Source organism: Candidatus Pelagibacter sp. Uisw_130, from assembly GCF_047722505.1.
Taxonomy (GTDB): Bacteria; Pseudomonadota; Alphaproteobacteria; order Pelagibacterales; family Pelagibacteraceae; genus Pelagibacter.
This window is the reverse complement of sequence record NZ_CP159814.1, coordinates 713904-729323: the sequence shown is the minus strand read 5'-3', so window position 1 is coordinate 729323 and position 15420 is coordinate 713904. Positions and strand designations below refer to the sequence as shown.

The following is a 15420-nucleotide window of genomic DNA, read 5'->3' as shown; positions in this document are numbered from 1 at the left end:
TTAAAACTGATTTTTCATTTTACTCTTGATTGGCGTTTTTTCAATCCAATAAGATTTTTTATTATTTTTTTTTAGATTAAGTAAATCTTTACCAAATACCCTCATTATAAGAGAAGTTGGAGTTACCACGATAAAAAAGACCAAGCCCATAACAATGGGTGATATAAAGTTTCCTAACATAATTCCAAATTTAAACCAAATTTTATTTAAAGGGGATAACAATGATGAATTCAAGAGGCCTAAAATTAAGAAAATTATAGCTACAACTACTGCCCAAACTCTAACATTGCCATCTTTAAATAATGGAAATAAAGAGATGATCATAAAAAATATAAAAAAAACCACTCCGAAGTTTCTATTTGATGAAATTTTATTATTTTTTAAGTCCATTGATTTAATTAAAAATTATTTAATAAAAATAAATTCTATCTACATAAATAGATTTTAAATACTTTTAATTCAATATTAATATTTCAACTTTAAAACCTACTGCTCTTATGCAAAAACTGTAATTTTCATAATCATAATATGACTACATAGAGTGTTTTACTCACATTTTTGAATTTAGTGTTCTTCCCTCAGCCCGGTGCCCTGAACCAAGCTACCCCACAAAGCAACAGGCAACGGGAACTTTAATCACGGATCAGGGGTAAGAAAAATCTTTGTTACGAACGGGATCATCGGTTAAAAACAAAAGACTACAAAAAGACTACAGAGAGTTCTCTCTTCTTCCTTTGTATAGTCTTTGTTCTACTATTTTTTGTTATAGATTTTTTTCTAAAGATTCAAAAAGTGAAATAAGTAAAGGATTGTGTGGTGCCCCCGCACGGAGTCGAACCGCGGACCTATTGATTACAAATCAATTGCTCTACCAGCTGAGCTACAAGGGCGTAACCGATTTCTATTAAGAAATCTTAGACTAATCAAGAATTTTTTTTCAAATAACTCAAATGATGAAACACAATTGCTGCACTATTTGAAATATTTAAGCTTTCTACATCTTTATTAATGTTAATCTTAACTAAAAAATCTGTATATTTACCTGTATGTTCTCTCATACCAAAACCCTCAGAACCAAACAAAAGAACATTTTTTCCTTCCCATTTTATATCTGTAAAGTCTTTCTCGCCTTTAGCATCAAACCCATAAACCCAAAAATTTTTCTCTCTTAAGTTTTTAAGTGTAGAATTTATGTTAGCTACTTCAAAAATGTTAATATGTTCCATACATCCGCTTGCAGCTTTATACATAAGCTTACTATCTGAGGGGAACTGTCTTTCTTTAACAATCAAACCATCTATATGAAATGAAGAGGCACTTCTAATTAATGATCCAATATTTCTAGGGTCTGTTACCTCATCAATACAAACAAATGTTAGTTTGTTTTTTCCTTTAATGAATTCTTTTAAATCAGGTTGATCAATATGTTCCACTTCTGCAATATAACCACCATGCATCATTTGATCTTTAGAAGTATACTTATCTAATTCCTTTTTGGATTTAAAATAAACCTTAACGTCTTCAAGAACATTCTTTTTTGGGTTTTTTCTATGAATATTTTTCTTACTTTCTTCAGTTAAAAAAACTTTTAAAACCTTTCTTTTGGGGTTTCTTAAAGCCTCAATAACAGCATGTTGACCAACGATTAAAAAAGATGATTTATTCATAAAATTATCTATGTTTTATACGTATTTTCCTTAATTTTCACAGTAAATCTCGTGTTGCAATTGCATAATAAAAATATATAAAACGGCTGTTGTTTGAAGCTTTATTGAACAAGGGGACACTTCCCCAAAAAGGAGGGGTTCCAGAGCGGTCAAATGGGGCGGGCTGTAAACCCGTTGGCTTCGGCCTTCGAAAGTTCGAATCTTTCCCCCTCCACCATTCAATAAAACTTTTTATAACATGGAGTGTTATTCTTGATGTTGTGCGGGTGTAGTTCAATGGTAGAACGCTAGCCTTCCAAGCTGGATGTAAGAGTTCGATTCTCTTTACCCGCTCCAAGAAAAAAAGAAATTATTAATAAAACTAAACTGAGGTAAAAAAGTAATGTCAAAAGAAAAGTTCGTAAGAAATAAACCACACTGTAACATCGGTACAATTGGTCATGTCGACCATGGTAAAACAACATTAACGGCAGCGATCACAAAAGTGTTATCAGAAACTGCTGGTTCAACTGCAACTTTTACTGCGTACGATCAAATTGATAAAGCTCCTGAAGAAAAAGAAAGAGGAATTACAATTTCAACTGCCCACGTTGAGTATGAAACTGATAAAAGACATTACGCACACGTAGATTGTCCAGGCCATGCTGACTATGTTAAAAACATGATCACAGGTGCTGCACAAATGGACGGAGCTATCTTAGTGGTTAACGCTGCAGATGGTCCTATGCCTCAAACTAGAGAACACATTCTTTTAGGAAGACAAGTTGGTATTCCTTCAATCGTTGTTTACTTAAATAAAGTAGACCAAGTTGACGATAAAGATATGATTGAACTTGTAGAAGAAGAAATTAGAGAACTTTTAACTTCTTATAAATATCCAGGTGAAACTACTCCAATTACTAAAGGTTCTGCTTTAGCAGCTGTTGAAGGTAGAGATGATGAAATTGGAAAAAATTCAATTATAGAATTAATGAAAACTGTTGATGAATTTATTCCTCAGCCAACTAGAGATGTTGATAAACCTTTCCTAATGCCTGTTGAGGATGTTTTCTCAATTTCAGGTAGAGGAACTGTTGCAACTGGTAGAATTGAATCTGGTGTTATTAAAACTGGTGAAGAAGTTGAAATCGTTGGTGTTACTGAAACTAAAAAATCAGTTTGTACTGGTGTTGAAATGTTCAGAAAACTTTTAGATTCTGGTGAAGCAGGTGATAACGTTGGTATTCTATTACGAGGTGTTGAGCGAGATGATATTCAAAGAGGACAAGTTCTTTGTAAAACTGGTTCAATTACCCCGCATACTAAATTTGAAGCTCAGGCTTATGTACTTAAAAAAGACGAGGGTGGAAGACACACTCCTTTCTTTACTAAATATAGACCTCAGTTTTACTTTAGAACAACAGACGTAACTGGAGAAGTTACGTTACCAGCGGGAACTGAAATGGTTATGCCTGGTGATGATGCTAAATTCACTGTTACATTAATTACTCCAATTGCGATGAGTGAAAAATTAAACTTTGCTATTCGTGAAGGTGGTAGAACAGTTGGAGCTGGAGTAGTAACTAAAATTATAGAGTAAACTCTATAGGAGTGTAGCTCAATTGGTAGAGTGCCGGTCTCCAAAACCGGAGGTTGAGGGTTCGATTCCCTCCACTCCTGCCAATAAGTTAAACAGTATATTATGAAAAACCCGATAAAATTTATCCAAGAAGTTAAACAAGAAGCCTTTAAAGTTTCTTGGCCTACTGGAAAAGAGACTATGCAGGGTGCATTAATGGTATTTGCCATGGCCGTTATCATGTCTCTATTTTTTTTACTCCTTGATCAAGTTCTTAAATTTCTGTTGGAAGCTTTACTAAAGGTAAGTATTTAATGAAAAATTGGTATATTGTTCAATCACACTCAAATTTTGAGAATAAAGTTGCTGGATTGATTAAAGAAGAAGCTGAAAAAGCAAAAATTTCAGACAAAATTGAAGAAATTGTTGTCCCTACGCATGATGTTACAGAAGTTAAAAGAGGTAAGAGAATACAAAGAAAAAAGAAATATTTCCCTGGCTATGTATTAATAAAGAGTGAGATGGACAATGATCTTTATCATTTAATCAAAAATTTGAAGAGAGTTAGTGGATTTTTAGGATCAAAAGGAATTCCAGTACCCGTATCAGATAAAGAAATAGAAAAAATATTAGGACAAATAAAAGATGGTGTAGCACAGCCAAAATCTGGTATAGAATACAATATTGGTGAAAAAGTTCAGGTAGTTGACGGTCCTTTTGCATCATTCAGTGGTATGGTTGAAGAGATTGATGAAGAGAAATCGAGATTAAAAGTTTCTGTTTCAATCTTTGGAAGACCAACTCCAGTTGATTTAGAATATAACCAAGTAGAGAAAGCAAGTTAATGGCAAAAGAAATTAGTGGATATATAAAATTACAAATTATGGGAGGGCAAGCCAATCCTGCGCCACCAGTTGGTCCAGCTTTAGGTCAACGTGGAATTAATATAATGGAATTTTGTAAGGCTTTTAACGATAAAACAAAAGCATTCGCTGGTAAACCAATTCCAGTTATTATTACAGTTTATAAAGATAAAAAATTTGATTTTGAAATTAAGTCACCACCGGCATCTCATTTTATAAAAGAAGCAGCAAAATTAAAAAGTGGCTCAAAAGAACCAGGTAGAAGTATTGCTGGATCAATTACAAAAAAACAAGCTGAAGAAATTGCAACACAAAAAATGAAAGATCTTAATGCACACAATCTTGAACAAGCAGTTAAAATTATTGCAGGGTCAGCAAGATCAATGGGAATAGAGGTTAAAGACTAATGGCTTCAAAAAGATTTAAAAAGTTACCAGAAAAAACAAAAGATTTAATGGCTGATTTGATAGAAAAATTATTACCAGCTGTTAAAAAAAATTGCACAACAAAATTTGCTGAATCAATTGATTTAAGTTTCCAAATTAATAACAAACAAAAAAAAGGTGAGGTTAACATTAGAACTATAGTTAACTTACCTGGTGGAACTGGCAAAGTTGTTAAAGTTGCAGTTGTTTGTGAGGATGCTAAAGCACAAGAAGCAAAAGATGCAGGCGCTGACATCGTTGGTAGTGATGAGTTTATTGATAAAATTAAAGCAGGTGAATTAAACTTTGAAAAACTTATTTGTACACCTGGTATGATGGTGAAACTTTCTAAATTAGGAAAAGTTTTAGGACCAAAGGGTTTAATGCCAAATCCAAAATTAGGCTCTGTTTCTGATGACATCAAGCAAGCAGTAACAAATGCTAAATCAGGTCAAGCTGAAATCAGAAATGATAAAGATGGAAATATTGGTGTTAGTATTGGTAAAAAATCATTTCATGATGACCAATTATTAAAAAACTTTCATGCCATCTTAGATACTTTAGAAAAAGAAAAAGGAAACTTAACTTTAAAAGGTGATTTAATAAAAAATACATTTGTAACATCTAGTATGGGAGTGTCATACAAAGTTAAATTAGGAAAAGTTATATAGTTATGATGAACAAGGAACAAAAAAAGAATTATATAAGTGATATGGAAACTCAGTTTCAAAATAATGAAGCTGTTTTAGTCACTCACTATCAAGGCTTAACCATGTCTCAACTTGATGAGTTAAGAACTCAAATGAGAGAACATGGAATTAAGTTTAAAATAACTAAAAACAGAATTACAAAATTAGCCCTTGAAAAAACGAAATGTAAAGATCTTGCCAATTTATTTACTGGAGCAACAGCTGTTGCTTTTTCAGATGATGCTATAATGTCAGCAAGAATTTTATCAAAATTTGCTAAAACTAATGAAAACTTAAAGCTTTTAGGTGGAATTATGGGTAGCGATCTTTTAGATCAAGCTGGAGTTCAAAATGTAGCTAATTTACCGACACTAGATGAAGCTAGAGCTAATATTGTTGGAATCCTAGCAACACCAGCGTCAAAATTCGTAAGTATTTTACTTGCACGTTCCGAAAAAATGAGTAATTTGACCCCTGAAAATTCTGAAAAACAACCCAAAGAAGTATAAAAAATATGCCTGATCTAAGTAAAATTATAGAAGATTTATCAAGTTTAACTGTTGTTGAGGCAGCTGAACTTTCAAAACAACTTGAAGAAAAATGGGGTGTTACAGCTATGGCTGCAGCAGCACCAGCAGCAGCAGCAGGTGGAGCAGCTGAAGAAGCAAAAGATGATTTTACAATTATGTTAGTTTCCGCTGGAGAAAAAAAAATCAATGTCATCAAAGAAGTTAGAGCGGCAACATCTTTAGGTCTTAAAGAAGCAAAAGATCTAGTAGAGGGAGCACCTAAAGAAGTTAAGTCTGGTGTAAACAAAAAAGATGCTGAAGAGATCAAAGCTAAGTTGGAAGCAGCTGGCGCAAAAGTAGAACTTAAATAAATTAATTAGAAAGAACTTTATTACTGGTTAATTTAATTAACTGGTAACTGATTTTATATGCAATTATCTTTTACTGAAAAGAAAAATGTACGAAAAAGCTTCGGTAAACTAGCTGAAACTTTATCTATTCCTAACTTAATTGAAGTTCAAAAAAATTCTTATAAACAATTAACTGATTTTAATTCTGAAGCCGGTGATTTAACAAAAGGCTTTGATCGAGTTTTTAAAAGTATTTTTCCAATTGAAGATTTAAATGATAAAGCAACACTTGAGTACGTTTCATATAGATTAGAGAAACCAAAATTTGATACCGAAGAATGTATTCAGAGAGGTTTGTCATTCACATCTGCACTTAAGTGTACATTGAGACTAGTTGTTTATGAAATAGATCAGGAAAAAAATACAAAAGATATTTTATCTGCAAAAGAGCAAGAAGTTTATATGGGTGAAGTTCCAATGATGACTGATAGCGGAACTTTTATAACTAATGGCGTACAGAGAGTTGTTGTAAACCAGATGCATAGAAGCCCAGGTGTATTTTTTGATCACGACAAAGGTAAATCACATGCAAGTGGCAAACTCCTTTTTAATTGTAGAGTTATTCCAAATAGAGGCTCATGGTTAGACCTCGAGTATGATGTAAAAGATTTTTTATATTTCAAAATTGATAGAAAAAAAAAGATATTGGCATCTACTTTGTTAATGGCTCTTGGTTATACTAGATCTGAGATAGCTGATGAGTTTTATTCTAAAGAAACATACACGTTTGATGCAAAAACAAATAAATGGAAAACAAAATTTAACTCAGAAAATTATAAAGCTAAAAATTTTTCTGAAGAGGTTACTGATGCTAAAACTGGAAATGTAGTAATTAAACTAGGTGATAAAGTTAATTTTTTAACTGCAAAAAAATTAACATCTGACGGCTTAAAGGATATTTTAGTGTCACAAGAATCACTTTATGGAAAATATTTACACAGAGACGTTAAAGTTAATGATGACGAAGAAGAAGGTACTTTTGGAATTGGTACAGAATTAAATGACACTATTATTAAACAAATTTTAGAAGCAAACATAAACTCAATTGAGGTTTCTATTACTAATTCAATTAACAAAGGACCTTATTTATTAAATACAATTTTAAATGATAAAAATAGTAATAAAGAAGACGCTATAACAGAAATTTATAAAGTTTTAAGACCAGGTGAGCCGCCTACAGTAGAGATAGCTACTCAAATTTTTAACAATCTATTCTTTAGTTCAGATAGATATGACCTTTCTGATGTTGGTAGAGTTAAAATGAACTCTAGATTAAACCTGGAATGTTCAGATAAAATTACAATTTTAAGAAATGACGATGTTGTTGCCATAATTCACAAAATGTTAGATCTTCGTGATGGTAAAGATGAAGTTGATGATATCGATCACCTTGGTAACAGAAGAGTTAGATCTGTAGGCGAGCTTGTAGAAAACCAAGCGCGTATTGGTGTTTATAGAATGGAAAGAGCTATTAAAGAAAAAATGACAACTCTTGATATTGAATCAGCAATGCCACAAGATTTAATTAATGCAAAACCTTTAACAGTTTCCCTTAAAGATTTTTTTGTAAGTTCACAACTTTCACAATTTATGGATCAAACAAATCCACTATCTGAAATTACACACAAAAGAAGAGTTTCAGCTTTAGGACCAGGTGGTCTAACAAGAGAAAGAGCTGGATTTGATGTTCGCGATGTTCACCCAACTCACTATGGAAGAATTTGTCCAATTGAAACACCTGAAGGACCAAATATTGGTTTGATTAATAGTTTATCTACTTATGCTAAGATTAATAAATATGGTTTTATTGAAAGCCCATATAAAAAAGTACAGAACGGTGTAGTTCAAGATAAAGTCGAGTATCTATCAGCGATGGAAGAGACAAAATACACAATCGCACAAGCTAATGCCAAACTTGATAAGAATGGAAAAATTTTAGAAGAACTTGTTCCTTGTAGAGAAAACTTAAACTTCGTTTTATCTAAACCAGAAAAAATTGATTACATTGATGTTTCACCTAAACAGTTAGTTTCTGTAGCAGCATCACTAATCCCTTTCTTGGAAAATGATGATGCAAACAGAGCACTTATGGGATCAAATATGATGAGACAAGCAGTGCCTTTACTTAAACCAGAATCTCCATTAGTTGGAACAGGTATCGAAAGAGATGTTGCTCTTGACTCGGGTGTTACAATCGTCGCCAAACGTGATGGTACAGTTGATAAAATTGATGGTAAAAGAATTGTAATTAAAGCGACAGAAGAAGCTGATTTTACAAAATCTGGTGTGGATATTTATAATCTGCAAAAATTTAAAAGATCAAACCAAAATACATGTATCAACCAAAAACCTCTTGTTAGAGTTGGTGATAAAGTTAAATCTGGAGACATTATAGCTGATGGTCCTTCAACTAAGTTAGGTGAACTAGCATTAGGAAAAAATGTAACTGTAGCATTTATGCCATGGCAAGGTTACAATTTTGAGGATTCTATCTTAATTTCAGAAAGATGTGTAACAGATGATGTATTTACATCAGTACACATAGTTGAGTATGAGGTTATGGCAAGAGATACTAAATTGGGTGAAGAGGAAATTACTAGAGATATTCCAAACGTAAACGAAGAAGCTTTGAAAAACCTGGATGAGTCAGGAATAGTTTACATTGGTGCAGAAGTTAAAGCGGGTGATATTCTTGTAGGTAAAGTGACACCAAAAGGTGACTCAGCTTCTGGTCCAGAAGAAAAATTATTAAGATCAATTTTTGGTGAAAAAGCAATCGATGTTACAGATACATCATTGAAAATGTCCAGAGGTAGTAGTGGTACCATTGTTGATGTTAGAGTTTTTAACAGACATGGAATTGAAAAAGATGAAAGATCTATAACAATTGAAAGAGCTGAAATTGAAATAGTTCAACAAGATAAAATTGTTGAAGAAGAAATTTTAGAAAGAAGTATTAAACAAAGAGCAAATCAAATTCTTTCTGGAGCCTCTTTAAATAAAAAGATTAAAGACTTTGAGATTGGTACCAAACTCGATCTTGAGATAATTAATAAAATTAGTATTAATGATATTTTCAAAATTACTGTAGGTAATGTTAATGATGAGGCTAGTGTAGCCCAGTTAAAAGATCAGTACAGTCAAGCCAAACAATCTATTTTAGAAAGATTTGAAGATAAGGTTCTAAAGATTAGAAGTGGAGACGATTTATTACCAAGTGTAATGAAAATGGTTAAAGTTTTTGTTGCTATTAAAAGAAGATTAAGACCTGGTGATAAAATGTCAGGTAGACATGGAAATAAAGGAGTTGTTAGTAAAATAGTTCCTGTGGAAGATATGCCTTATAGGGAAGATGGAAGACCAGTTGATATTGTTTTAAACCCTTTGGGTGTACCTAGTCGTATGAACGTTGGTCAAATTTTAGAAACTCACCTTGGCTGGGCATGTAAAGAGTTTGGTGAAGAGGTAAAAAGATTGGTTAACGAAAATAATAAAAAATTTGAAAAAACAGAAAAAATTTCCTCATTTTTGAAATCTGTTTATGGAAAAGAAGTTTTTGATGGGGGAATTGACAAATTAAACAAAACTGAGTTTGGTGATTTATGTGAAAACTTACAAAATGGTATTGCTATATCAACGCCAGTTTTTGATGGAGCAAAAGAAAAAGATGTATCTGAAATGCTTAATTTAGCAAAATTACCAACTTCAGGTCAAACTAATTTATGGGACGGAAGAACAGGAGAGATGTTTGATAGACCTGTAACAGTTGGAATTATCTATATGTTAAAACTTCATCACTTAGTAGAGGACAAAATTCATGCTAGATCAACAGGACCTTACAGTCTTGTTACTCAGCAACCGCTCGGTGGTAAAGCACAATTAGGTGGTCAAAGATTTGGTGAGATGGAAGTGTGGGCACTTGAAGCATATGGTGCATCTTATACATTACAAGAAATTTTAACTGTTAAATCAGATGACGTTGCTGGAAGAGTTAAAGTTTATGAAACTATTGTTAAAGGTGAAGAAAACTTTGAATCTGGAATACCAGAATCGTTTAACGTATTAGTAAAAGAGATAAAATCATTAGCACTTAACATAGAGTTAAATTAAATATGAAAAAAGAATTAACAGATTTATTTAAAAATACTGAAGTTTCTGAAGCTCAAAATTTTAATAGTATTAAAATTACTTTAGCCAGTCCGGAAAAAATTAAATCTTGGACTTACGGTGAAATAAAAAAACCTGAAACAATTAACTATAGAACTTTTAGACCTGAAAAAGATGGTTTATTTTGTGCTAGAATTTTTGGACCAATTAAAGATTATGAATGTTTGTGCGGTAAGTACAAGAGAATGAAATTCAGAGGTATTATTTGTGAAAAATGTGGTGTTGAAGTAACGAAATCTAACGTGCGTAGAGAAAGAATGGGCCACATTAATTTAGCAACTCCTGTTGCTCACATATGGTTCTTAAAATCACTTCCAAGCAGAATTTCTCTTGCTGTTGATATGAAACTTAAAGAAGTTGAAAGAGTTTTATATTTTGAAAACTTTATAGTGATTGAGCCCGGTTTAACTGGTTTACAAAAAAATCAATTATTGAATGAGGAAGAATTAGCCAAATATCAAGACGAGTTTGGTGAAGAATCATTTGAAGCTGGAATTGGTGCTGAGGCTATCTTGTTAATCCTAAGATCCATGGATCTTGGGCTTGAAAGAACAAAATTGATTAATACAATTAAAGAGACAAAATCGAAAATTAATGAAGAAAGATCAATTAAAAGACTTAAGTTAATTGAGTCATTTATTGAAACTGGTCAAAAACCTGAATGGATGATCTTAACTGTAATCCCGGTTATACCACCCGAACTAAGACCTTTAGTACCGCTAGATGGAGGTAGATTTGCTACATCTGATTTGAATGATCTTTACAGAAGAGTGATCAACAGAAATAATCGTTTAAAAAGATTAATGGATCTTAAAGCACCACATATTATCGTTAGAAATGAAAAAAGAATGCTACAGGAATCTGTTGATGCATTATTTGATAACGGTCGAAGAGGCAGAGTAATTACAGGTACTGGTAAAAGACCACTAAAATCATTAGCAGAAATGCTTAAAGGAAAACAAGGTAGATTTAGACAAAACTTACTAGGAAAAAGAGTTGATTACTCTGGTAGATCAGTAATTGTTGTAGGACCAGATCTAAAACTTCATGAGTGTGGCTTACCTAAGAAAATGGCCTTAGAACTATTTAAACCTTTTTTATATGCAAGATTAAATAAACTAGGATTAGCATCCACAATTAAACAAGCTAAGAAACTTGTTGAAAAAGAAACTAATGCTGTTTGGGATGCTTTAGAGTTAATAGTAAGAGAACACCCTGTATTATTAAACCGTGCGCCAACACTTCACAGACTAGGTGTTCAAGCATTTGAACCTAAACTAATTGAAGGGGATGCTATTGAGTTACACCCTTTATGTTGTGCCGCTTTTAATGCTGACTTTGATGGTGATCAAATGGCGGTACATGTTCCATTGAGTTTAGAGGCTCAATTAGAAGCAAGAATTTTAATGTTATCAACGAATAATATTTTAAGCCCATCAAATGGTAAGCCGATTATTGTACCGAGTCAGGATATGATCTTAGGTCTCTATTATTTATCACAAGCACCTTTTCAAACTGAAAAACCTGATGGTTATTTTATAAATAATGATGAAATTGAACATGCCTTATCTTCTGGTCAAATAAAAGTTCACTCTACTATTGTTTCAAGATTTGAAACACTTGATGAGAAGGGTAATAAGAAAGTTGAAAAGCACACAACAACAGCTGGAAGGTTTTTATTAGCAAACTTACTACCAAAAAATAAAGATATAACTTTTTCAATGATTGATAGATTGTTGCCTAAAAAGACAGTATCTGAAATTATTGATAGTGTATTTAGATTTTGTGGTCAAAAAACTACTGTTATATTTTGTGACCATTTAAAAGACTTAGGGTTCAAACATGCATTTAAAGCTGGTATCTCTTTTGGCAAGGATGATTTAGTTATCCCTGCAAACAAAGGTCAATTAATTGATGATACTAAAAAATTAATTGCAGATTATGAAAATCAATATTCAGAAGGTTTAATTACTAGAGGTGAAAAGTATAACAAAGTTGTGGATGCTTGGTCTAAGTGTACAGATAAAGTGGCAGGCGAAATGATGAGAGGTATTTCAGCAACGGAAAGTACGCCAGACGGAATGAAAATTAATTCTGTATTTATGATGGCCGATAGTGGTGCTAGAGGTTCAGCAGCTCAAATGAAACAATTAGCAGGCATGAGAGGCTTGATTGCCAAACCATCAGGTGAGATTATTGAAACACCTATCATTTCAAATTTTAAGGAAGGCCTTACTGCATTAGAATATTTTAATTCAACTCACGGAGCCAGAAAAGGTTTAGCTGATACAGCCCTAAAAACTGCAAGTTCTGGATATTTAACTAGAAGACTTTGTGATGTTGCTCAAGATTTAACAATTTCTAAAATTAAATGTGATAACCCGGGTTTTATTGAATTAGCTGAAATTCTTGAAGGTGGAAACGTAGTTGTTAGTTTATCAGAAAGAGCTTTGGGAAGAGTGACAGCATTTGATGTTAAAAACCCTATTACGGGAGAAGTTGTAATTAAAAAAGAAACAATGATTGATGAGGCTGGTTGCGATAAAATTGATGCTGCAGGTGTTAAATTTATTAAAGCATATTCAGTAATGACTTGTAGTTCTAAAAAAGGTGTTTGTGCCACTTGTTATGGTCGTGATTTATCAAGAGGAAAAATGGTCCATGTAGGAGAAGCCATTGGTATGATTTCAGCTCAATCTATTGGTGAGCCAGGAACTCAATTAACGATGAGAACTTTCCACGTAGGTGGAACAGCATCTGTTAAACAAGAATCTCAAATTGTTACGAAATCAGCAGGTATATTAAAAATTATTAACTCAAATTTATTAGAAGATTCAAAAAAGAATTTGATTGTAATGGGTAGGAATACTCAATTATCTATTGAGGACAATAATGGAGTTCAGGTCGCAGTTTACAAAGTAGCTTATGGTTCAAAATTGTTCTTTCAAAATGGTGATAAAGTAAAAGCTAATGAAAAAATTTGTGAATGGGACCCTTATACAACACCAGTTATCGCTGAAAAAAGTGGTATCGCAGGTTACGTTGATTTAATTGATGGTGTCTCTATTCAAGAAACTACTGATGACGCTACTGGAATCTCATCTAAGTCTGTGATTGATTGGAGAGCTCAATCTAAAAATACTGATTTAAAGCCAAGAATTACTTTAAGAGATGAAAAAGGTAATGTTATTAAAAAAGCAGATGACAATGAAGCGAGATACTACCTAGTGCCAGATTCAATTTTATCTGTTAAGGATGGTCAAAAAATATTTGCTGGAGACATAATTGCTAGACTACCGAAAGAAACTACTAAGACAAAAGATATTACAGGTGGACTACCACGTGTTGCAGAATTATTTGAAGCCAGAAAAGCAAAAGATAGTGCGATAATTGCTGAAAATGATGGACAAGTTTTATTTGGTAAAGAGGTTAGAGGAAAACAAAGAATTTCAATTCAACCTGAAAATGGGGAACCTTCAAATTATCTAATTCCAAAAGGAAAACATATTAATTTTAATCAAGGTGAAAAAATCAAAAAAGGAGAATATTTACTAGATGGTCAGCCTTTGCCACATGATATTCTAAGAATTCTTGGTATTAAAGATTTAACAGAATACTTTGTCAATCAAGTACAAGAAGTTTACAGATTACAAGGTGTAATTATTAACGACAAACATATAGAAACTATTCTAAGACAAATGCTTAAAAAAGTTGAAATTAAAGAATCAGGTGACTCGACTTACTTACCTGGTGAAATGATTGATAGAATTAAATTTGATAACACTAATGAAAAACTTGTTGCAGATGGGAAAAATCCTGCATTTGGTGAAAGAGTTTTAATGGGTATTACCAAAGCTTCTTTGCAAACGGAGTCTTTTATTTCAGCTGCGTCTTTCCAAGAAACAACAAGAGTCCTTACAGATGCAGCAATTAAAGGTAAAGTTGACCCACTTAATGGTTTAAAAGAGAATGTTATTGTAGGTAGATTAGTTCCAGCTGGTACAGGCCATATCAAAAATAAATGGAATAAGAACGCACTAGAAGCGGACAACAAGTTCTTAGCTGATCAAGAAAAAATTGAGCCAGTAGAACCCACAGAAACACCTGCAAGTTAATCAAAAAAACACGTTAAACTTGTAGTTTTAGTTTGACAATCAGAGATTTAATAGTATTTTGACGCTGTTTTTGGTTGGAATGTAGTACCTACTTTATGGAACTAAACGCTGCCACAAAATAACCTGTCAGTTATTTTCATTCAAAAATAAATTAATTAATTAAAAAAATTTATGCCAACTATTAACCAGTTGTTAAGAAAGAAAAGAACTAGACCAGTTGCAAGAAATAAAGTTCCTGCACTTGAAAAACAACCATTAAAAAGAGGTGTGTGTCTTAAAGTTTACACAACAACTCCTAAAAAACCGAACTCTGCATTAAGAAAAGTTGCGAGAGTTAGACTTTCAAATGGTTTTGAAGTTACAGCTTATATTGGTGGTGAAGGTCACAACTTACAAGAACACTCAGTTGTTTTAATTAGAGGTGGTCGTGTTAAAGATTTACCTGGTGTTCGTTATCATATTCTTAGAGGAAATCTAGATACACAAGCAGTTGCAAATAGAAAGAAACGTAGATCTTTGTATGGAACTAAAAAAGGTAAATAATTATGTCTAGAAAAAAAACGCAACCAAAAAAAGTTGTTACTCCAGATCCAATTTTTAAATCAATCATTATTCCAAAATTAATTAACTCAATAATGTATGATGGCAAAAAAGTAGTTGCTGAAAAAATTGTATATGACGCAATTGAAAAAATTAAATCAAAAACTAAAGAAGAGCCAATTAATGTATTTAACGAAGCTATTAATAATATCAAGCCTACTGTAGAAGTTAGATCTCGTAGAGTTGGTGGTGCAACGTACCAAGTTCCTGTTGAAGTTAAAAACAATCGTGCTCAAGCACTTGCTATTAGATGGTTAGTTGACGCTTCAAGAAAAAGAAAAGACAAACATATGTCTGATAAAATTTTTAACGAGCTGTATGACGCGTATGAAAAAAAAGGGTCTGCAGTTAAAAAAAGAGAAGATGTGCATAAAATGGCTGAGTCGAATAAGGCTTTTGCTCATTTTAGGTGGTAAA

General features: G+C 32.5%; 13 protein-coding genes and 4 tRNA genes. 14 read left to right on the top strand and 3 right to left on the bottom strand.

Going from position 1 to position 15420, the window contains the following annotated elements:
* The 3 genes from ABXT55_RS03965 to rlmB form a co-directional block, all read right to left on the bottom strand.
* Positions 1–390 carry an SxtJ family membrane protein gene (locus tag ABXT55_RS03965; RefSeq protein WP_415284022.1) on the bottom strand — a complete coding sequence of 130 codons (390 nt, stop codon included), beginning with the start codon at positions 388–390 and terminating at the stop codon, positions 1–3.
* Positions 391–814: 424 nt separating this feature from the next.
* A tRNA-Thr gene (locus ABXT55_RS03960) sits at positions 815–890 on the bottom strand.
* A 33-nt stretch (positions 891–923) separates the two neighbouring features.
* Positions 924–1667, bottom strand: coding sequence for a 23S rRNA (guanosine(2251)-2'-O)-methyltransferase RlmB (rlmB, locus tag ABXT55_RS03955; protein WP_415284021.1), 744 nt, complete (start codon positions 1665–1667; stop codon positions 924–926).
* A gap of 131 nt (positions 1668–1798) precedes the next feature.
* Here rlmB and ABXT55_RS03950 point away from each other — a divergent pair.
* From ABXT55_RS03950 to rpsG, 14 genes are all read left to right on the top strand, one after another.
* Positions 1799–1884 (top strand) — tRNA-Tyr (locus tag ABXT55_RS03950).
* 45 nt (positions 1885–1929) lie between these two features.
* Positions 1930–2003, top strand: a tRNA-Gly gene (locus ABXT55_RS03945).
* A 46-nt stretch (positions 2004–2049) separates the two neighbouring features.
* Positions 2050–3246, top strand: a complete 1197-nt coding sequence (gene tuf, locus ABXT55_RS03940) for an elongation factor Tu (RefSeq protein WP_415284020.1) — start codon at positions 2050–2052, stop codon at positions 3244–3246.
* Between the two features lie 7 nt (positions 3247–3253).
* Positions 3254–3329 (top strand) — tRNA-Trp (locus ABXT55_RS03935).
* Between the two features lie 19 nt (positions 3330–3348).
* Positions 3349–3540 carry a preprotein translocase subunit SecE gene (secE, locus tag ABXT55_RS03930; protein ID WP_006996799.1) on the top strand — a complete coding sequence of 64 codons (192 nt, stop codon included), beginning with the start codon at positions 3349–3351 and terminating at the stop codon, positions 3538–3540.
* Entirely contained in the window at positions 3540–4070 is a 531-nt protein-coding gene (nusG, locus tag ABXT55_RS03925) for a transcription termination/antitermination protein NusG (protein ID WP_415284019.1), read from the top strand. The genes secE and nusG overlap by 1 nt, the downstream gene beginning before the upstream one ends.
* Positions 4070–4495 carry a 50S ribosomal protein L11 gene (gene rplK, locus ABXT55_RS03920; RefSeq protein WP_415284018.1) on the top strand — a complete coding sequence of 142 codons (426 nt, stop codon included), beginning with the start codon at positions 4070–4072 and terminating at the stop codon, positions 4493–4495. Before nusG ends, rplK begins: the two co-directional genes overlap by 1 nt.
* Positions 4495–5184, top strand: coding sequence for a 50S ribosomal protein L1 (gene rplA, locus ABXT55_RS03915; protein ID WP_415284017.1), 690 nt, complete (start codon positions 4495–4497; stop codon positions 5182–5184). Before rplK ends, rplA begins: the two co-directional genes overlap by 1 nt.
* A gap of 5 nt (positions 5185–5189) precedes the next feature.
* The gene (gene rplJ, locus ABXT55_RS03910) at positions 5190–5711 is read left to right on the top strand and encodes a 50S ribosomal protein L10 (protein WP_415285450.1); all 522 of its coding nucleotides are present in this window, start codon (positions 5190–5192) and stop codon (positions 5709–5711) included.
* Between the two features lie 5 nt (positions 5712–5716).
* Entirely contained in the window at positions 5717–6082 is a 366-nt protein-coding gene (gene rplL, locus ABXT55_RS03905) for a 50S ribosomal protein L7/L12 (RefSeq protein ID WP_415284016.1), read from the top strand.
* 57 nt (positions 6083–6139) lie between these two features.
* On the top strand, positions 6140–10231 hold the full coding sequence (gene rpoB, locus ABXT55_RS03900) for a DNA-directed RNA polymerase subunit beta (protein WP_415284015.1): 4092 nt from the start codon (positions 6140–6142) through the stop codon (positions 10229–10231).
* Between the two features lie 2 nt (positions 10232–10233).
* The gene (gene rpoC / locus ABXT55_RS03895; protein WP_415284014.1) at positions 10234–14403 is read left to right on the top strand and encodes a DNA-directed RNA polymerase subunit beta'; all 4170 of its coding nucleotides are present in this window, start codon (positions 10234–10236) and stop codon (positions 14401–14403) included.
* A 171-nt stretch (positions 14404–14574) separates the two neighbouring features.
* Positions 14575–14946 (top strand): 30S ribosomal protein S12, encoded by a 372-nt coding sequence (gene rpsL / locus ABXT55_RS03890; protein WP_169036396.1) that lies wholly within the window; start codon positions 14575–14577, stop codon positions 14944–14946.
* A gap of 2 nt (positions 14947–14948) precedes the next feature.
* Positions 14949–15419: a 30S ribosomal protein S7 gene (rpsG, locus tag ABXT55_RS03885; RefSeq protein WP_415284013.1), complete on the top strand. Its 471-nt coding sequence runs from the start codon at positions 14949–14951 to the stop codon at positions 15417–15419.
* Position 15420: the final 1 nt, after the last annotated feature.